Origin of the sequence: Serratia sp. PL17, from assembly GCF_017832355.1 — a bacterium.
Classification (GTDB): Bacteria; Pseudomonadota; Gammaproteobacteria; order Enterobacterales; family Enterobacteriaceae; genus Serratia.
In genome coordinates this window covers 797588-816536 of record NZ_JAFIBY010000001.1, presented here as the reverse complement: position 1 = coordinate 816536, position 18949 = coordinate 797588, and the positions used below count along the sequence as shown (strand labels likewise).

The window sequence follows — 18949 nt, the reverse complement described above, 5'->3', positions numbered from 1 at the left end:
TGCGTTATTCAGAGGCCAGCGCCAGGATTTTTTCCTGATCCGCGTCGTCTTTATCCAAAATGCCGGTAATACGGCCACCGTGCATCACCATCACCCGATCGCTCATGCCGAGAATTTCCGGTAATTCAGATGACACCAAAATAATGGCGACGCCACGGTTCGCCAGCTCACTGATCAAACGATAGATTTCTGCCTTCGCGCCCACATCAATGCCGCGCGTAGGTTCATCGAGGATCAAGATTTTCGGTTGTGCCAGCAGCCAACGGGCAATTAACACTTTCTGCTGATTGCCGCCGCTCAGGTTATTGATGATTTGGTCCATGGTCGGGGTTTTGATATTGAGCTTTTTGATCTGCTCCATACAGTCTTTGGCCATCTGCACATGGCTGACAAACCCATTTTTGCCAATGTATTCCGACAGGTTGACGATACTCATGTTCTCGACCACCGACAGCACCAGAAACAGCCCTGATTTCTTGCGGTCTTCGGTGAGAAACGCTAACCCGAGCTCAATGGCGCGGGACGGGGAATCCACCTTGGTGGCCTTGCCTTCAATAAAGATGCTGCCGCCGTCCGCCGGGTGCATACCGAACAGGCTTTCCATGACCTCACTACGACCGGCCCCCACCAACCCGGCAACACCGAGGATCTCGCCGCGTTTAACGCTGAACGAAATATCATGGAACCAGTTGGCACGACGCAGCCCTTCGACCCGCAGCACTTCCTCGCCGATATTGTTGTTAAATTTGGGGAACATCTGGGTCAGTTCGCGCCCAACCATCATGGTGATCAGCGACTGTTTAGTCAGGTTTTCGGTTTTATCGCAGGCGATAAACGTACCGTCGCGGAAAATGCTCACCTCATCGGTGATGGCAAAAATCTCGTCCATCTTGTGGCTGATATAAATGATGCCTTTGCCCTGCTCGCGCAGTTCGCGAATGATGGCAAACAGGTGTACGACCTCGCCCTCGGTCAGCGCCGACGTAGGTTCGTCCATGATCAGCACATCCGCGTTGTAGGAAACGGCCTTGGCGATCTCGACCATTTGCTGGTTAGCAATGCTCAATTCACCCACCAGCATTTCCGGCTTGAGCTTGATGTTCAGTCGGGCCAACAACTCGCGGGTTTTCTTGTTCAGTTGGTCATGATTCACAAACCCAAGCTTTGCCGGTTCGCGCCCCAACCAGATGTTTTCTGCCACCGTCATATAAGGCACCAGGTTGAGTTCCTGGTGAATCATGGAAATACCCGAATGCAGTGCCTGCAGCGTATCGCTGAAAGTCACAGGCTGGCCTTTTATTTTTATCGTGCCTTCATCAGGGTGATAAATGCCGATTAAGCATTTCATCAGCGTGGACTTACCCGCGCCGTTTTCGCCCATTAACGCGTGTACGCTGCCTGGTTTGATTTTAATTGAGACTTTATCCAGCGCCTTCACGCCGGGAAACTGCTTACTGATGCCTTCAGCCTCAAGAACATAAGGATACATACAAATAACCTCCGCCGTTCGTCAATGCATCCCTGCCGTATTTACCGCCGTTTGCCGGGTAAATACGGCAAAGGATATATACCCATCGCCTTCAAGCTGCAGTGTTGTTGCCTGCTTTTCCTTACCCCAGTTGCAGCTTGAAATTCATCAGGTATAACCGCGCTGTCTTAACGCTTACTTTCTGTTCTTGTCGGCAAATTCTTGATAATTGGCCTTGGTAATCAGCTGATACGGGATCAGTACGTTGCTTTCCACTTTCTCGCCTTTCACCAGCTGAATGGCCGTTTGCACCGCACCTTCACCCTGCCCTTTGGCGTCCTGGAATACGCTCAGCGCCAGATCGCCCTTCTTGATGAATTCCAGCGCGTCCGGTGTACCGTCAACGCCGGCCACCAGCACGCCGCTCTTCTTCGCCTGCTTCAGCGCGAGGATCGCACCAATCGCCATTTCGTCATTGTTGGAGGCAATAGCGTCAATTTTCTGACCGGTCAGCGCCCAGTCGGTGGTGATGTCGACGGCTTCTTTACGGCCCCACTTAGCCGTTTGCTTGTCGAGGATTTTGATGCCGGGGTACTTGGCCGCCACTTCTTCCACGCCACGGGTGCGGTCACGGGTCGCCTCATTGGAAAGTTCACCCATCAGGATCATCACATTGCCCTTGCCGTTCATCAGCTTGGCCAACTCTTCCATCTGCAGCTTACCGGCCAGTTTGGAGTCTGAACCGACGTAGGCCATGCCTGCCGGCAGCGTGACTTCCGGACGGCGGTTAACAAACACCAACGGGATCTTGGCGTTTTCCGCCAGTTTGATCATCGGCTTCACGCCCTGGGTATCGACCGGGTTGAGAATGATGGCGTCGACTCCTTGGCTGACAAAGTTCTCGATCTGTTGGATCTGCTGGGCAATGTCCCCTTTAGCATCTTCAAACTGACCGCTGACATTGCCGTCCTGTTTCATTTTGTTCTGCATTGACTGGCGTAGGATGGTAAGGAAATTGTCATCGAAATAAGCCATTGAAACGCCGATTTTGATGTCTTTAGCCAATACGGTGGCCGGCAACATGCACATCAATACCGAGGTGACGATCAGTTTCTTCAGCTTCATGTTCTGTACCCTTTAATTGTTAGAGTGAAGAGGCCTGTTGATTTGACAGCTAATGAAAAATATTTTTTACATTCAAACAACAATCCGGTCGATGTTATCCCTTTGATACGGCAGATTTATCGCATTTTCGCCGTATCCAAGCGGTGCGTAAAATTTTGATCTACGTCTCAAAATAGATTAGAAACAATACGTTAAAACAAACACTCTTAAGGGGAGTTTATCTTCCCACCTCGCAATCAAATGTTTATTTCATAATTTAGATTATTGAAACTTTTTAACCCAAACAAGCGAAACATGCGTTTTGGAATAACCAAGTAACAAAAACATGACACGGATCTAACAAATGACGCAAAAGCCATCAGCGCGATCGTTCCTTTAGTGCGTTAGGCTACGCAGAAGCCCCACAGCGATGAAAAATGGCGGCGCGATTTCTTCGAAAATATGCGAGCAAGCGCGCAGTTTGTGGATCCGCTGTTTCATCCCCCGCGTTACTCGACAATACTGAATGGACAGTATTTTCAGGAGGATCTGACATGCAGCTCAGCAGTAAGGTACGGATGAACCGGCTGTTTAATAACGGCAAGTGCCTGGACGTGGCGATTGACCATGGCATCGCCAATGAGCCCGATTTTTTAATCGGTCTGGAAGATATCGAACGCGTGATGGACAGCCTGATTGTTGCCCGGCCAGACGCCATTCAGGTCAACTATGGCCAAGCGGATTTGCTGCAACGGTCTGCGCAACGTGATAAACCGGCGCTGGTGATGCGTACCGACGTGGGTAACGCTTATAACGCCGCACGCCACCGTGAAATGTGGGCGGTATTGCATAACCCCGAGGCGCCCATCCTTGCGGCATTGCAAATGGATGCCGCTGCCGTGGTGGTTAACCTGTACCTCATCCCCGATGAACCCGGCATTTTCCGCCAGTGCGTAGACAATATTGGTCGCCTGCGTCATGCCTGTGAACGCTATGCTATGCCATTGATGATCGAACCCCTGGTGATGGCCCCCGCTGGTCAGGGTTCGGCTTATGGCTCGTTGGGCGACGTAGAAAAAATGGTTCCGCTGGTGCGCCTGGCACGCGAACTGGGCGCCGACATCATCAAGGCTGATCCCACTGACCAAGTGGAGGATTTCCATCGTATCGTTGAGGCGGCACGCTGCCCGACATTAGTGCGCGGCGGCGGTAAAGGCGAACTGGGCGCGGTGCTGGAGAAATCCGCCGCGTTAATGGCACAGGGCGCATCCGGTATGGTTTACGGCCGCAATGTGTATCAGCACAGCAACCCGTCCAACGTGGTGAGCGCACTTATGGCAATCATCCATCAGGGTGCCAGCGGCCAACAGGCACTGGAAATCTATCATCAGCCCTGATACCCGGCTTTTGTAATTAAAATAATCCCTCACCCGGCGGCAGCATGTTATAACCTGCTGCCGGTCGCTGCCCTGCACGTCATTCCTCGCTATTATCCTGATATACCCATTCGGAGAACCGCTATGCCAAAACAACGGGTACCGTTGAAGCTCAGTACTACTCTCACGTTGATGGTGTCTGCCATCATCGCTTCGGTATTGCTGGTGGTGTATGCGCTGTTTTTTGTGCAGATGAATCACGAGGGGCAGGATCAGCAACGCCAGAAGGCAATGGCAATCGCCGAAACCCTGGCGCTGTCCAGCAACGTCATTGATGGCCTGTTACACGAGGACCACAGCGGCGCAATCCAGCGTTTTGCCGAGCAAGTGCGCCAGCAAAACGAATTGCTGTTTGTGGTGGTGGTCGATATGAAGGGCATCCGCTATTCACACCCCAAGCCTTGGCTGATCGGTCAACATTTTATCGGGACCGATTTGGAACCTGCATTGCAAGGCAAAACCAACAGCGCTATCAGCCGCGGAGCATTAGCCCCCTCACTGCGCGTGTTCGCCCCCGTCTATGACAGCGAACGGCGGCAGATTGGCGTGGTGGCGCTCGGCATTGCGCTCGACACCGTACACCGAGTGGTGGGCGAAAGCCGCTGGATAATCTACTGGACCATCGCCTTCGCCGCGCTGGTCGGTACGCTCGGCACCTTCTTTTTGGTGAAGGCGCTGAAGCGCATCATGCTCGGTTTTGAACCTTACGAAATCTCTAACCTGTTCGAGCAACGCAACGCCATGCTGCAATCGATTAAAGAAGGCGTCATCGCGGTCGATAACCAGTCACGCATCACCATTGTTAATGACGAAGCCAAGCGCCTTCTGCGCCAAAGCGGGCCATTCGAGAACCTGTTGCTGGAATCCGCCAGCCGGTATTGGCCTGCTCAACTGCATCTGGCGGAAGTTTTGGCCAGTGGCAAACCGCTGCGTGACCAACAGATCAACTTTAACGGCAGTGAACTGTTAACCAACACCGTGCCGGTGATCGTCAAAGGCCAAGTGATTGGCGCCATCGCCACTTTCCGCGATAAAACCGAGATCAGCCAATTGGTGCAACGCCTGAGTGGCATGGCGCACTACGCCGATGCGTTGCGTGTGCAATCTCATGAATTTATGAACAAACTGCATGTGATCCTCGGTATGTTGCATATGAAGGCCTATCAGCAACTGGAAAACTACATCATCAACACCGCCAGTAATTATCAGGAAGAGATCGGCGCGTTGTTGCGGAAAATCCAGTCGCCGGAAGTGGCAGGCTTCTTTATTGGCAAGATCAGCCGTGCCCATGAAGCCGGTATTGAGTTGACCATTGATGAAACCAGCCTGCTGCCCGAAACCGACGATGCGGAAACGACCCACGTACTGATCAGCGTACTGGGTAACCTGATTGAAAATGCCATTGACGCTATCGATGGCGTTGAAGGGCATGAGATCAACCTAAGCTTTCATCACAATGATAATCACTTACACTGTATCGTCAGTGACGACGGCCCCGGTATCGATCCTGCACTCGGCGAACGCATTTTTGAACAAGGCGTATCCACCAAAGGACCGGGGCGCGGCATCGGTCTGGCGCTGATTCGCAGCAGCCTGGAGAAACTGGGCGGCAGCATTGATTTCGAATCTGAACCGGGTGAATTGACCCAATTTTTTGTACATATTCCCTATCAAGCCAAGGGCTGAACCATGATTAACGTATTGATTATTGACGACGACCCGATGGTGGCGGAGCTGAACAAATACTACCTGAGCCAGGTCAGCGGCTTTCACTGCCAGGCGACGGTCGCTACGCTAGCGCAAGCGCGTGCGCTATTGGCCTCCCCCGATGTCAGTATCGATCTGGTGCTGTTAGATATTTATATGCAGCAAGAGAATGGACTGGACCTGTTGCCCGGCCTGCGCGAACTGGGTGAGAAAACCGACGTCATCATCATTTCCTCCGCCAGCGACGTGGACACCGTACAACGCGCCTTGCACTACGGCGTGGTGGATTATCTGATTAAGCCCTTCCAGTTTAGTCGTTTCAAAGAGGCGCTGAGCAACTACCAACAGCAGTCGCAGATCCTGGCACAGCGCGAATTCTCACAAGGGGATGTCGACAGTTTGTTGCGCCGTCAGCCCAACAGCGGCGAAAGCAAAAAACTGCCGAAGGGATTAACCAGCATCACGCTGAGTACGGTATGCGAATGGATTGAACAGCAGCACGACGGGGAGTTTTCTACCGATAACCTGGCTAACGCCATCGGCATCTCGCGGGTGTCCTGTCGAAAATACCTGATTTATTTGGCGGAGAGCGGCATTCTTGGCACCCGGATCCTCTATGGCACCACCGGCAGGCCGGTTTATCTTTACCAGTTAAAGCCAGACGCGATTGCCATGTTGAAAGAGTACTGCCGCTAACAATATCCCCGGCAAAGGCCGGGGAGTAATGGGCCGTTGGCCGCACCAACTGGCACAGCCCCCGCAGCAGGCTTTAGCGATACCCTTTAAAACCGGGGAAACTCATCCCACCGCCCGGCAGGTAGCAACGTTTGCTATGCTGCTGTTTGTTTTTGCCACAACGGTATTCACCATAGTGGGTGTTATGCTGCTGCCGGCTCGCATGTTCCGCAATTGCTCGCGCTTGTTCCTTCGCAATCGCCTCGTCATTGGCCTGCGCCACAGCCTCGGCACTCCATATTTTGTGCTTAAGCACACTGCGCTTTTGCTGATAACTCTCAGAGATTTTATTATCCGACGGTTGTTCGCCGTGATACTGCAAATCAACCAACGCCAGTGCGGAGAAAGAACAGCATTGCACTACGCAGGCAAGAAAAATCCGTTTCATTGATGCATTCCTAAGATTTAATCGGGTTGTGCAGGTAACGACACATCTGCCAGCGCGTGATGCTCTGCGAGCGAGGCCGTTACGCACTCCCGTTGCTGACGGGTAGCCTCCAACGCTTTTCGCTGAGCGCGCAAAATCGCAAGCTGCGCCTGTTCCATGCGTATTTGCTCTACATGCCACACATGTCGCATCACTCGATTTAGCCGCTGCCGATAATCAACGGTAACGTCACTTTCTCCTGAGGGTAAAGCTGGCGGGCGCCTGTCGACAAACGAATAACAACAGGAAGACGCCAGCAGCGTTAATACCGCCGTCATCACAGAAGACAATTTCAAAATATTAAACTCCATGTATGCCTATGGGGAGGCGCATTCTCATTTCATCCATGAGAATTCCCTTGATAATTAAATAACCCACTGTCAAAAAATAGATTACGCGATAAACACTAAACCTTAATGAAATAGAAGATACTGAGGCGCATAATCGGTAGATAAAATATATTTAGCTGCTTAACGATCCCATAATGCTGACCAGTCTATCGTTCCACCAATACTCGGCTGCCCCTGGTTTAATACCGCGCTGGCTGGCTCACCGGCGCTGATGCGCTGCTTTTGTTCCCGTGTCGCCGGTGAAGGCTGCTCCCAACCGGTATGAGATATACCAGGCTCAATAGCACTGCAACCGCTCAAGGTGATTAATAGCCCAGGGATCCACTGGCGTAATATCATATGTTCTCCTTTAAAATAGACGCAACCGTCAGTGACAGTAAATAGAAAATCACTTTTTTTAGTTTATTAACGCTAATTCAGCCGTGCTGGAACGAGGCCGATCCGCATTGATTATAAATACTGTGGGAAAGCGTTAAACTGAAAATAAACAGAACAACCGATGAAATCTGCCGCACGAACGCCTCAGGTCGCACTCATCTACCGCCAAATACTCCTCAAGGTTTACAAATAAAAAAGCCGGGAAATCTCCCGGCCTTTTCTCAATACTCGACAGGCTTAGACTAACTCAACCACATCAAACTTAACTTCACCGCTCAGGTCAGCGTCGTAATCAACGCCTTGCAGACCAAAACCGAACAGGCGCAGGAACTCAGCCTTATAACCCAGGTAATCGGTCAGCTCATTGATGTTGCTGTCATTGATCTGTGCCCAGATTTCACGGCAGGTGTTCTGCACGTCGTCGCGCAGTTCCCAGTCGTCCAGACGCAGACGGTGCTGCTCATCGGTATCCGGTGCCGTGCCACTGTACAGCTTGGTGGCGAACAGGCGCTGGATCTGCTCGATGCAACCTTCGTGGATCCCTTGTGCCTTCATGATTTTGAACACAATAGAGATATACAGCGGCATTACCGGGATAGCGGAAGAAGCCTGAGTCACCACTGACTTCAATACGGCAACATAAGCCGCGCCGCCTTTGGCTTTCAGTTTCTGATCGATAGCCTGAGCTGCGCGATCCAGATCTTCTTTTGCTTTACCCAAGGTACCGTGCCAGTAGATTGGCCAGGTCAGGTCAGTACCAATGTAGGAGTAAGCCACTGCCTGCACGTTGTCTGCCAGCACGCCGGCGTCTTCCAGTGCGTCCATCCACAGCTGCCAGTCCTGACCGCCCATCACTTTGACGGTATCAGCAATTTCTTGCTCGTTGGCCGGTTCAACCACGGCTTCAACCAGCACGTCTTTGTTGGTGTCCAGTGCTACAGATTTGTACGGTTCGCCGATAGGTTTCAGCGCAGAGCGCACCACTTCACCGGTTTCTGGCATTTTACGCACCGGCGAAGCCAGCGAGTAAACCACCATATCAATCTGGCCCAGGTCCTGTTTGATCAGATCGATAACCGTTTGGCGGCATTCATTGGAGAACGCATCGCCGTTAACGCTCTTCGCGTACAGGCCTTCTTCTTTAGCTGCCTTGTCAAAACCAGCAGAGTTGTACCAACCGGCAGAACCGGTTTTACCTTCACTGCCTGGCTTTTCAAAAAATACGCCGATGGTGGCCGCACCGCTGCCGAATGCGGCATTGATACGTGACGCCAAGCCGTAACCGGTGGAAGCACCGATCACCAGCACTTTTTTCGGCCCGTTTTTCAGTTCGCCACGTGATTTAACGTAGGCGATTTGCTCACGGACATTGGCTTCACAACCTGCCGGATGAGCGGTAGTGCAGATAAAACCACGAATTTTAGGTTTGATAATCATAGTAATTTTTTCTTGGTAGCTAAAAACCGAAGGACAATATACCTGATTTTCTCAATATACTTAAGCTGGGCGCATGACAGAATCGCAACAAGTACAGTGAACAGACCAGTTGCAGCGGTGAAAATCTTGCCCATGTGACAGGAAAATGGGGATAAGCGCGAGGAATTAAGGGTGGGCCTCAAGGCCAGGCAATTGCGCGCCCGGCCCGTTAAAAACCAATCAGGCTTTGTTCTTTTCCAACTGCTCGAGCAGCGTATAACGCAGTGAAGAGGCATCAGCAGGCGGGTTTTCCACCTCCGTCACCTGCACTTTTAGGCGATAGTTGTAGCCCGGTTCAAAAGTAAAACCGTCAATCCCGGTATAGAACAAGCCCCACGGCTCTTGTGCGGAATGGCGCACTTGCATGCACTTCATTGGGGCAACGCCCGTACAATTGACCAGCGCGCTGTTAACCAGCAACACTTCCGTATGGTCTCCGTCTTTCTTCACGGGTTGGTTCACTGTCGCTCCCTCCTGGCTGCAGCCAGCCAAACCGGCCAGGGCAACCAATAACAACGCTTTGATTCTCAATGTACTACACCATTAAGTCTTTAGGTGCGGCGATAATAACAAAACGACTGCTACCAACGCCATCAGCGTGTTCCGAATTGCGAATAGGTTGCGTATGTCCACTGACTGTAGCGGAACAAATTAGCAATAGTGAACCTGCTCTCTTTTTGCCTTGTGCTGCAGCAAAAATGACGTCAGCTCGCCATTTGCCAACCGCAGCTTCTGCGTCTAACGTTATGAAATCAATAATCCCAAAGGGGTTTTCTATGCGTTTACTTTCTTATGTTTTCATCGCGAGCTCGGTGGCTTTCTTGTCGGGCTGTGCCAGTCAACCTAAAGTGACCAGTGACTACGACCACAGCGCTAACTTCACCCAATATCATACCTACGGTTTTGCCACCGAAAACGCGGGGCAATACCAAACCTTGACCGGTAAATACATTCAAAGCGCGCTTAAACAACAGATGGAGCTGCGCGGTTATCAACCCAGCGCAACCCCTGATTTATTGGTCTACAGCAGCACAATGAAAGAAAACAAAGTGCAGGTGAACGATACTCCCGTGCCGGTTGGCCGCAGAGGTTATGCTGGCTGGGGGGGTTATAATCAAAGCATCTGGAGCTATACCGAAGGTACGCTGACGGTTGATCTGGTGGACAGCAAGAGAAAACAATTGGTTTGGCGCGGTTCAGCCAGCAATACGCTCAGTTCCGACGGACAACCCGCCACCCAGGCCCAGATTCAGCAGGCGGTGACCGCCTTGTTTGCCGTCTATCCTTTTAAGGCCGGAGCGGCTGCCCGCTGATAGTCATCAATAATACAGAAAGTTTCTGCCAGAACGGCAAGCCCTATTTCGGTCAGTAGGGCTTAATGCATCCCACGCATGGCCTCACTCCCCTTGCCTACGTCACGCACTGCTTGCCTCTCGGGTATCAGGGTAACGATGCGCTACGCCCATTTCGCGACGGACCGTTGGTAAGACGCATTGCATTAAACCCGCTAGCCAAATTCGGCCAAGGGAGTGACTACACAGGTAGAAAAAGGGGGTAATACGGTAGAACAGGAAGTGGGATAAGTGATTTATTTAGGTGTAGCTCACTGTTTTAAAACGATAAACAAAAAAACCGAATGCGATTCCTAAAGCCGCTAAAAATGTATATTTCCCTTTAAAATCAATTAAATGCATGATTTTTACATCAAAAAAACAGCTTAACACGCTCCATGCTGGCCCTTAAAGATCATACATTTACCTGATATTTCGTTTATATTCGTGGATAATTCGGAAGAAAAATGACCTCAACTGCCTTCACTATTTGCCTAATTCTTGCCGCCGTCATGGTGATGATACACCCAGCGTTCTGCATCCCCTTCCTCATTCCTGTCTATATACTAGCAGGGAAAGGCCGAATGGAACTGAATAGCAATACCAGTATCATCATTGGAATCGTTGGTTTTATCACTATTTTGTTCATCTTCGCTGCTATCTGTCAGTCTCTAAAATAAGGATCAATTATCGGCCTATAGAATGCTATAAAGCAAACATGAACTGAACATAACCTTACTAGACTCATCAATAAACACCCCAAAATAATTCGGTATTCAGTCTTTATATGACCTGAATTTGTACTAAAAAAACCAATTAAATCCGATCGTAGTTTGATATGAATAGTGTGCATAGTTTGAGCATTACTATTTCCGCATGGAATCCTTCTTAATTTTTATAAATTCTTAATTAAATAAAACGCCCACGCGTTTCGAAGACGTTTTTATTTAAAAAACCAATTTATCCATATTGACACATTCGGGCATACGTTCACGTTTATTGATGGGATAAAAACACATTTATTACAAAATGTGATAACAAAGGTATAGGCACTGGACATAATAGTAGTCAACGCCAATACCTTTCACGCCAGCACTTGATAACTGTTAACCGCCAAGCTAGCGAATTATTCTTGTAAATGAAATACCCTTCTCTTTCATAACATTCTCAATTGCTTCCACATGTTCAGGCCAGTCTTTTTCTTCATCAGTGCCATAATAAGCAAAAGGACTACCGAAGTATCTGGCACTATCTTTTTGTTGCGGAGTCAAATTGCGATCATTATCGTAAGCACGGGTCGCCCCCTCATGAAGTTCCTTAAGCGATTTCTCCGTAAAACTAGCGTAATATTTTTCTAGTGTATCTTCCATTTAGATTCCTTATCACTCTAGAGTGAATTATATCTTACCAATAATCGACAACATTTTCTTTACATCATTGTCATTTAACATGAAAATGGGTGCTGGTCCAGACACACCTGTTCCATTCATTATCGCTAATCCGTTATACATTTCTTTTGTAAATTCAAAATCAACTGTATCTTCTGGTATTTTATACGTCCCAGCGAATTTCATTCCTGATTTTTCATAGAACGAAACAAGACTAGGATTGCATAACAAAGTAATATTTTGTGATTCATCCAGCAGCCCATTAATCAATATTTTACCAATCCCTTGATTACGAAATTCTTCAAAAACATAAATCTTGTGGCAATACCATGAATACGATGGATCAGGATGTTCGAAAATCAGTGCGTATCCGTTTAATTTCTGACCAGTACAGTTAATTATGAATTTCAGCTCACCATTTCTATAGCAAGCAAATAATATTCTGCATATATAATTCAGGCAGCTCTCATATTCTTCCTCTGTTATTTCCATAAAAGCGAACATCAGTCCTGGTTGAACCGAGAGATCAGACATCATGCCTCGGGCTTCATTCAACAAAATGATCGCTATAAATTGCTCTTGACGCTCTTTGTTGTCAGGTAAGTCAATCATCTATTGATACCTTAACGTTATTTTTCATCAAACCATCATCATTCCATAACAAGGGAAAGTAAAGAAAAACAAGTCACATCTGTGAGTCGTGCTTATTGTATGCTGCTAAAAAGTTAAATGTCAGAACCAACGTTAGCTCAACCCTTTATCTAACTGGAATGCACGCTTCATCACTAATTGAAATATGGATTCACCCTTTCTACCGCCTGTTGCACCAGTTTGTTTCGTTGAGCCATAAAGCGGTCAACCCTTTCCCTTTTCTGCTCTGCCGTCAGAATACGATCAATACGCACCAGCTCAATCCGGTTATTCAACTGGCGGATCTCTGTCTGCGTCGCCGTTAACACCTTCCGTTGTGACAGCTTTTCCCTGTTTTCCGCCTGCAGCTCTTGAGCATCTTCAATTCGCCCCTGCTTCCGGTAAGAATTGATGGTGCTACTGATCTGATTCACCTGCGTCATCATCTGGTAGAAGTCCTCACTGAACTGAGTAGACTTTGCCGGATCATCACCATAACCGCGCAAAAGAGATTTAATTACCGGCATTTCGTCCAGTCGCATAGACGCCGTTTCTCCATTACCCTGCATGCCACGCATCATAATATTGGTCGCCCCCATAACATACGCGCCCAGGCTGCCGGTATATCCCTGAATGATGTGATCCAGCATCTTCGGGGATAAGTTTGTGGCTTCACCGATTTCACGCATCAGCAGGCTGGTTTGGTCGTTATATCTGGCACCAGCAATCAGGTTGCTGTCCGCCATGTTCTCAATCGGCCCACCTTTGAAGAAGTCGTAATTCACATACGCCTCGGCGATCGGCATTGCTACCTGTGGGATTGGGTTGAAGGCCATTGTCTCCATGAAGTTGTGGGCCACCAGCTTACCAAATTTACCTGGGGTATCTTGTCCACCGAAAGTTCGAACAAGCCGCTCCGGCAACGTACCGAACAAAAGTCCTATCTCAAACGGCTTAGGTAAGCGCACATGTAGCCCACCTGGAAGGAAGAAATGCCAATAGGTGTCTTTATCCCAGTCTGGCAATTCTTCATAGCGCTTGTCATCCCAGTTAAGCGCCAGCAGTGCCAGTGAAGCGGCGGTAATCATGCCACCTCGTTTGAGAACCGATTGCGGATCCTCTTTAATCGCCCTGCCCAACTTACTCAACCCCTGCATGCGGGCGTTAAAGAACGGCAACATGTCACTGAGGTTAATCATGATCTTGCTGTCACCCATCATGCTGAAGTCCATCAAATCACGCGATTCAAATGCCGCCTGTGCCTTCCCCTTACCCGATTTTATTGCCGCCTCATACGTGGCCAGACGGTTGGCGTTCTCCGCCGCCTCACTGAGGTGACGATACTTTTCAAGCCCAGATCCCAATTTATCCATGACATCGTTGCCACTTTTAACAATGGACGACTCGAACTCTTTAATCTGGCTGTCGGTATACCCTTTACAGCGCAGCACGCCACGGATTGAGCACGCAGTTGAAGCTGGATCATAGACGTTGGAATATCCGCCACCAAACGTAGCGCCGGCGAACATCATATCGATAAGACTATCATCGGTTTTAAGTGCTTTTTTAAACCCGGAGAAAGAATCAATACCGGCCTTAAAACCGTCTTTATTAATAGCCCACGAATGGAGGGAGTCACGCAAGAAGTTACGGATGATGAAGTCCGGCATGCTGGTTGTGCCGATCGTCAGCACCTTCTTCGCTTGGCGCGCCGCTTTCATAAATGCAGAACTGCTTCGCTCCAAGTCGATCATGGTGAATGCACGGTAAAGTTCAGGGTCATTAACTTGCACCAGTTGCTCTTTACCGTCGGTAAATACCCTCACCACATCCTTGCCGATCCGCTCGAAGTCCATTTTGTTCGGTGACTCGATCACCTCCAGCATGTTGGTGTCAACCAGGTTAACCACGGCGCGGCGCATCGCCTCGTTCTTCATCGATGCGTCCACTGACTTGGCCACGTAGTTGAACAAGTTCTCAATCGGATCCTTGATCGTCAGTTCGCTACCTTTCAGCTTGCGGACGGTACTGCTTTGGTTGGCGATGCCCCTCGTACTCCACGGCCCCTTCACTTCGCCGTCTTCCGCCTCACGGTAATACGGCAGATACCAGGCGCTTTCCCAGTTGGCTCGACTCTCCGGATCAATAAGGCCCATATCCTGCTGCAGATCCAGAATCGACTTAATGAAGGCGTCATATTTCTTCTTCTGGGCATCGAACAGCGTTTCATTGCCCTTACTCAGCCCTTTCATGTAGGCGATCTCGTCAGCCGTAAAGTTGTTTTATTTCCCTTCAGCCATCAGGCGCTCAGACCGGTGGCCGGCAATCCATTTCAGGAAGTTTTCGCGATGATTACCCAGGGCATCAAGAATACCCATAAGTGAATCCTCTTTACCTGTTCCCGCTTGCCGCTCTACAACACCATCAGCTTTATTGTATTTAGGCAGGCCATGTTCCAGAGTGGCCGCAGTGACTGAACCAGCGCCGGCAGCCATACGCGCGCCAATGTATGCCGATGATCGGGCATCTGATTTGCCATCAGCGTCTTCCGCATACTTGAGCGGTGCCATACCGTCGAAGGTTTTGGTGTTCAGTTTTCGGCCCATTTCCTGCAGCCAGCTTTTCAGCTCCGTTCTGTCCTTCGACTTCACCATGCCGTAAAAGTCTTTGGCCTTTTCGACCTTCCCTTTTTCGACGTTGAACCCCATTTTTCTGTTGGTGATCTCGTCCATAGCGGCTTCACCAGTACGGGAGTACAGCGCGGTGTTCTTGCGGATATCATCTGGAGAGAGTATATTTTTACTTGAGCCGCTAAGGGTGTTCGCCTCGGGCAATTGGAGCCCGACTGCATGAAGCCACTTAGCGGCTTTTCCATTATTCAGGTACAGCAGGTTGTTATCCAACTGACGCTGTAACGCTACGTTATTGTCCTTCCCGTAAACGCTCGCAATCTTGTTGATCTCAGCAAACCCAGCGCCCTTCCCATTAAGATGAATGGCTGCAATCACTGGGTTACCGTAAACATCCTTGGCCTCAACCAATGAGACGATAGCATCCCCCTCAGTGGCAGATCGCATCACCGCGACCGGATCGGCAATGAGTTCAGGTAGCAAACTGAGTTAAGCCGCTAACGGCGTCAAATGGCGCGGATACTGCTGATAGTCCCAAATCTTTTATACCTACACTTGGATCGGGAACTATCGATTTTCGGCCGGAGGCCTCGCGCGCTTTACGCACCTGCTCCCAGTCAAAACCAGTGCTGCCAATTTCACCTGGCTGCCTGATGTTCAGCGCTTCGCGGTTGTTGTTTAATGCTTGCTCTTCAGGTCGCTGTTGTTGCGGATCGTAGGCCATTTGAGGCTCCAGAATTTAGGCATAAAAAAAGCCCCGCTGGTTAGAGCGAGGCTTGGCATCATTCCCATACTTACATCAATACAATAAAAAATAAACCTATATTTAAATTTTCTTTACTAATTAATATTTCTTAAAATAATAATTATGACATCACATATATCATTGAGATAACCTTTACTCCTACCATTCTCTAGTGACGCTTTATAATTAAATATTAGATAGCGTAACTCGCTCAAAAAAACAACCTCATCAGACAAGTAATCCATTATATTTCCAGGATTATACCTTGCTCTAAGAAATGGTTGCATGGAGAATAAATCTTCATATCCCCAGGATTTTATACAGTCAAAAACAAACTCAGCTCCGATCTCATTTAAAATAGGTTTAATAGAGTAGTCGCTAGTTAATTCAACTTTCACTAAAGAGAATGAAGCTTTCATTCTTTCCTTTAGAACCTCAACACTATATCTGTCCCTGTCTTTATTTAACCTAGTAATTAACCTTTCACAAACCGGTCTCATATCATCACATACACTATGTGATATATATATTTCTGAAAACCTACTTATTTTATCAAAGATACCGTTATCAACTACGAAAAGAAGACGTTCTATATACTTATCTACCGTCCCCTCCGGAATTTCAAAGTACCCATTCTTACCCTTGTAATATATAAACTCAGCCAGGCGCACCCATTTATTTGGGTCTTTAACCCCCTCGCCGAACAAGTACTCCTTTGATATATCCACTGCCTTAATATACTCTTCATCATTCAAAGAAAAATCCTGCCAACTTGATAAGTAATCCTCAGGTTTATTTAACACTGGCAAATAGTCGATGATATTAAGGTCTAAAATATCGCAACCCAAACCACAGCAATAAGACACTAAATCATCTGGTGGTGTTCTAATGTTATTTTTAACTATTGAGTGGATGACCTTTTCATTTCCCGTTAAATCCTTCCCGTCGAACACATTAAATAACTTAATTATTTTGTTTTTATCAAATGAAAATGAATAATGACCATGACATATTATAAATATAGCTTTAAGTAAAATAATTCTTGCTAATTCATGATTAATCTCTGAACACAATAACACTTTCTGTATTACTTCATTGAACCGTCTAGCTGCCTTTATAGAAACGCGAAGATTAGTTGCATTTAACAACACAGATAAATTAAGGATTTCATCAAACTCTTTTATCTTAAGATTACTTTTCTCAAATGCTATTCCTATAGACTCTTTAAACCCGAGATTAAATGTAATCACCTCGGAGAATACTTTCTCTATGTCGTCAACATTCTCGCTTAACTTATCTGTGTTGGATACAACGATAATATCTGTCTTACCAGCTTCAGCAAAGCTTAACAGCTCACCTAAAACTTTACTTATTAAATCTTTATCTTTTATTCTTTCTATATCATCTATGATTACAACTGATTTTGGCAAGTTATTAATCGCTATTTTTTTTGCTACTCCACCAAATCCTTTCACCAACGAGGAAAAAACACCTGAAGCTTTACTATCTATTTCCGATGAAATACTTAAAGCGGTGTCGAGTGCACTCCCGCCAAATGAAGCCGAACTTTCCTCACCTGTAATGAATACTGAAAGATATTTATCTCTAAAATCAGACAGTGATTCAATCCCATATGCAGACAAATACTTTATATTTTTTCCTTCACTTTTAATTTCTTCAGTTAATGTGTTTTTTATAAAGTACGTTTTTCCACTTCCCCAATCCCCAGTCATAAGATACATAGGCATTACGGAATCATCACTCAGCAAACGTTTAATTCTTGAAACTATTTCACTCATAATTATATCTCAAAATATCTATTTTCTAAGTTAAAATAATTATATACATTACCTCTCGATTTTAAAATCGTCAACAATAGCCCTCTACTTTAACTTAGAGTTCATTGGTTGTTTATTTCCTAAAGTTATTTGCTGTAATAAAGTCCACCCGAGCAACGCAGTTGTCTGCACGGTTTCAATTTTCGTATCTTCATCGCAGTGTGTAAGTAATTCCAAAAGTGCAGCTAAGCTGGCTAATGCATCTTCATTGCCCAGTGTCACAAAAATCTCCCCAGCAGAGGTTTAACATATCAATCTGAATCTAAGTGATTTTTTTCAATTAACTGTATGTAAACACAGTATTATTTTATTGCATTCCTGTCAACGACACTACGGAAAAGTTTGTTGTTTCAGCAATGGCAAGCATCCTTAACCATTAAGGAAACAATAATTTACAACCTAATTAATTCAAATAAAACAGATGGATACGCCAATAAATGACCGTAAAATGCAAAAGCGCAGTATTTAAATACGCTTATGCATCGCCTGATGTTTACTGTTGTTGCCGCTGCGACTGCTGACGCATCTCTCTCAGATACCCTGCAGCAAACGAATTATCGGGCAGTTGTGACGGCGCCTAGCCCTGTGGAGTTGTGGCGGCAGGTGCTGCTGGAGTAGTGCCATCCTGCTTCTTGGATTTCCATAACTGGAAGCCCTGCATGTCCTCTGGTCGGACGCTTGCTCAGCTTATGGACGATCTGCATATCAACTTCATCACCCTTCTGTTTTTGCAGATCGGTAATGCGGACGACAGGCGCAGTAAAGCTGGTCTGCATGCTGCCTTTCTTGTCCGGGTTAACGGCCTTCGGCGCTTCCTGCTGCTCAGTCAGCACGTTCACGAATGAGCGGTTGCGGTTCGCTGCAGTAAACAGCGCAACCTGTTGGAGCTTACGCTCGAGTACCATACTCAGGGCTAACTGACATGCAGCAGCCGCGCGCTCGGGATGCGGGCGCTGATTCACCCATTTATTGATCGCTGCGCGTAGCCGCTGTTCCGCCTTGAATTCGTTGCGGTACTTCGTCATCAGCAGGTCAAGGCCGACTGAATGCTGGTGCTGCGCGGCGGCGAATGCTCCGAGAATCTGCTCCCTGGTCAGTGAGGTACGCCCACGACCTACATTCATTGACTCCGCACTTACACAACGCGGATCGTGCATTTTTATGAGTTGTTCTATTGCGTTGGTCATTTTGGTCAGTCCTGTGATTTGTTCACAGGACTCATTTTATAGACATTTATATAAATAAATAGGGTGTGTAGTTATAATTACAAAAAACTCATAAATTTATTAATTTTAAATTTAGATAA

General features: G+C 47.7%; 19 protein-coding genes. 4 read left to right on the top strand and 15 right to left on the bottom strand.

What is annotated here, in order from left to right:
* Positions 1-4: 4 nt before the first annotated feature.
* Both JOE25_RS04020 and JOE25_RS04015 read right to left on the bottom strand, forming a co-directional pair.
* Positions 5-1489, bottom strand: coding sequence for a sugar ABC transporter ATP-binding protein (locus JOE25_RS04020; protein WP_209632824.1), 1485 nt, complete (start codon positions 1487-1489; stop codon positions 5-7).
* 174 nt (positions 1490-1663) lie between these two features.
* Positions 1664-2593 carry a sugar ABC transporter substrate-binding protein gene (locus JOE25_RS04015; RefSeq protein ID WP_037420357.1) on the bottom strand — a complete coding sequence of 310 codons (930 nt, stop codon included), beginning with the start codon at positions 2591-2593 and terminating at the stop codon, positions 1664-1666.
* A 533-nt stretch (positions 2594-3126) separates the two neighbouring features.
* Between JOE25_RS04015 and JOE25_RS04010 the strand changes: the two genes are divergently transcribed.
* The 3 genes from JOE25_RS04010 to dcuR all read left to right on the top strand — a co-directional run bounded on the left by JOE25_RS04010 (position 3127) and on the right by dcuR (position 6411).
* The gene (locus JOE25_RS04010; RefSeq protein ID WP_209632823.1) at positions 3127-3969 is read left to right on the top strand and encodes an aldolase; all 843 of its coding nucleotides are present in this window, start codon (positions 3127-3129) and stop codon (positions 3967-3969) included.
* Between the two features lie 123 nt (positions 3970-4092).
* The gene (locus JOE25_RS04005; RefSeq protein ID WP_209632822.1) at positions 4093-5694 is read left to right on the top strand and encodes a sensor histidine kinase; all 1602 of its coding nucleotides are present in this window, start codon (positions 4093-4095) and stop codon (positions 5692-5694) included.
* A gap of 3 nt (positions 5695-5697) precedes the next feature.
* On the top strand, positions 5698-6411 hold the full coding sequence (gene dcuR / locus JOE25_RS04000) for a two-component system response regulator DcuR (RefSeq protein ID WP_209632821.1): 714 nt from the start codon (positions 5698-5700) through the stop codon (positions 6409-6411).
* A gap of 73 nt (positions 6412-6484) precedes the next feature.
* Here dcuR and JOE25_RS03995 read toward each other — a convergent pair whose 3' ends face one another.
* The 5 genes from JOE25_RS03995 to JOE25_RS03975 form a co-directional block, all read right to left on the bottom strand.
* Positions 6485-6838, bottom strand: coding sequence for a hypothetical protein (locus tag JOE25_RS03995; protein ID WP_209632820.1), 354 nt, complete (start codon positions 6836-6838; stop codon positions 6485-6487).
* 17 nt (positions 6839-6855) lie between these two features.
* Positions 6856-7173 carry a hypothetical protein gene (locus JOE25_RS03990; RefSeq protein ID WP_209632819.1) on the bottom strand — a complete coding sequence of 106 codons (318 nt, stop codon included), beginning with the start codon at positions 7171-7173 and terminating at the stop codon, positions 6856-6858.
* Positions 7174-7347: 174 nt separating this feature from the next.
* On the bottom strand, positions 7348-7566 hold the full coding sequence (locus JOE25_RS03985; RefSeq protein WP_209632818.1) for a hypothetical protein: 219 nt from the start codon (positions 7564-7566) through the stop codon (positions 7348-7350).
* A 276-nt stretch (positions 7567-7842) separates the two neighbouring features.
* Positions 7843-9042, bottom strand: a complete 1200-nt coding sequence (gene fabV / locus JOE25_RS03980; RefSeq protein ID WP_209632817.1) for an enoyl-ACP reductase FabV — start codon at positions 9040-9042, stop codon at positions 7843-7845.
* A gap of 219 nt (positions 9043-9261) precedes the next feature.
* Positions 9262-9612, bottom strand: a complete 351-nt coding sequence (locus JOE25_RS03975; protein WP_209632816.1) for a DUF4377 domain-containing protein — start codon at positions 9610-9612, stop codon at positions 9262-9264.
* Between the two features lie 245 nt (positions 9613-9857).
* Here JOE25_RS03975 and JOE25_RS03970 point away from each other — a divergent pair, with 245 nt between their 5' ends.
* The gene (locus JOE25_RS03970) at positions 9858-10394 is read left to right on the top strand and encodes a DUF4136 domain-containing protein (RefSeq protein ID WP_245209692.1); all 537 of its coding nucleotides are present in this window, start codon (positions 9858-9860) and stop codon (positions 10392-10394) included.
* A 1136-nt stretch (positions 10395-11530) separates the two neighbouring features.
* Here the strand turns inward: JOE25_RS03970 and JOE25_RS03965 are convergent.
* The 8 genes from JOE25_RS03965 to JOE25_RS26665 form a co-directional block, all read right to left on the bottom strand.
* Positions 11531-11782 (bottom strand): hypothetical protein, encoded by a 252-nt coding sequence (locus JOE25_RS03965; protein ID WP_197765855.1) that lies wholly within the window; start codon positions 11780-11782, stop codon positions 11531-11533.
* A gap of 27 nt (positions 11783-11809) precedes the next feature.
* Entirely contained in the window at positions 11810-12412 is a 603-nt protein-coding gene (locus tag JOE25_RS03960) for a GNAT family N-acetyltransferase (protein ID WP_209632815.1), read from the bottom strand.
* Between the two features lie 173 nt (positions 12413-12585).
* A complete protein-coding gene (locus tag JOE25_RS03955; protein ID WP_245209691.1) occupies positions 12586-14682 on the bottom strand; it encodes an LPD38 domain-containing protein in 2097 nt (698 codons plus the stop codon).
* A 30-nt stretch (positions 14683-14712) separates the two neighbouring features.
* Positions 14713-15543: a hypothetical protein gene (locus tag JOE25_RS03950; RefSeq protein WP_245209690.1), complete on the bottom strand. Its 831-nt coding sequence runs from the start codon at positions 15541-15543 to the stop codon at positions 14713-14715.
* Complete coding sequence (locus JOE25_RS03945; protein WP_209632814.1) at positions 15533-15784, bottom strand: hypothetical protein; 252 nt, start codon at positions 15782-15784, stop codon at positions 15533-15535. The genes JOE25_RS03950 and JOE25_RS03945 overlap by 11 nt, the downstream gene beginning before the upstream one ends.
* Positions 15785-15900: 116 nt before the next feature.
* On the bottom strand, positions 15901-17604 hold the full coding sequence (locus JOE25_RS03940) for a hypothetical protein (RefSeq protein WP_209632813.1): 1704 nt from the start codon (positions 17602-17604) through the stop codon (positions 15901-15903).
* A gap of 84 nt (positions 17605-17688) precedes the next feature.
* Complete coding sequence (locus tag JOE25_RS03935) at positions 17689-17865, bottom strand: hypothetical protein (protein ID WP_209632812.1); 177 nt, start codon at positions 17863-17865, stop codon at positions 17689-17691.
* A 332-nt stretch (positions 17866-18197) separates the two neighbouring features.
* On the bottom strand, positions 18198-18830 hold the full coding sequence (locus JOE25_RS26665; protein ID WP_314591984.1) for a TIGR02642 family protein: 633 nt from the start codon (positions 18828-18830) through the stop codon (positions 18198-18200).
* Positions 18831-18949: the final 119 nt, after the last annotated feature.

Coding starts and splice junctions, on each gene's coding strand:
- JOE25_RS04020 (WP_209632824.1), bottom strand. CDS start 1,489: ATGTATCCTTATGTTCTTGAGGCTGAAGGCATCAGTAAGCAGTTTCCC.
- JOE25_RS04015 (WP_037420357.1), bottom strand. CDS start 2,593: ATGAAGCTGAAGAAACTGATCGTCACCTCGGTATTGATGTGCATGTTG.
- JOE25_RS04010 (WP_209632823.1), top strand. CDS start 3,127: ATGCAGCTCAGCAGTAAGGTACGGATGAACCGGCTGTTTAATAACGGC.
- JOE25_RS04005 (WP_209632822.1), top strand. CDS start 4,093: ATGCCAAAACAACGGGTACCGTTGAAGCTCAGTACTACTCTCACGTTG.
- dcuR (WP_209632821.1), top strand. CDS start 5,698: ATGATTAACGTATTGATTATTGACGACGACCCGATGGTGGCGGAGCTG.
- JOE25_RS03995 (WP_209632820.1), bottom strand. CDS start 6,838: ATGAAACGGATTTTTCTTGCCTGCGTAGTGCAATGCTGTTCTTTCTCC.
- JOE25_RS03985 (WP_209632818.1), bottom strand. CDS start 7,566: ATGATATTACGCCAGTGGATCCCTGGGCTATTAATCACCTTGAGCGGT.
- fabV (WP_209632817.1), bottom strand. CDS start 9,042: ATGATTATCAAACCTAAAATTCGTGGTTTTATCTGCACTACCGCTCAT.
- JOE25_RS03970 (WP_245209692.1), top strand. CDS start 9,858: ATGCGTTTACTTTCTTATGTTTTCATCGCGAGCTCGGTGGCTTTCTTG.
- JOE25_RS03965 (WP_197765855.1), bottom strand. CDS start 11,782: ATGGAAGATACACTAGAAAAATATTACGCTAGTTTTACGGAGAAATCG.
- JOE25_RS03960 (WP_209632815.1), bottom strand. CDS start 12,412: ATGATTGACTTACCTGACAACAAAGAGCGTCAAGAGCAATTTATAGCG.
- JOE25_RS03955 (WP_245209691.1), bottom strand. CDS start 14,682: ATGAAAGGGCTGAGTAAGGGCAATGAAACGCTGTTCGATGCCCAGAAG.
- JOE25_RS03945 (WP_209632814.1), bottom strand. CDS start 15,784: ATGGCCTACGATCCGCAACAACAGCGACCTGAAGAGCAAGCATTAAAC.
- JOE25_RS03940 (WP_209632813.1), bottom strand. CDS start 17,604: ATGAGTGAAATAGTTTCAAGAATTAAACGTTTGCTGAGTGATGATTCC.
- JOE25_RS26665 (WP_314591984.1), bottom strand. CDS start 18,830: ATGACCAACGCAATAGAACAACTCATAAAAATGCACGATCCGCGTTGT.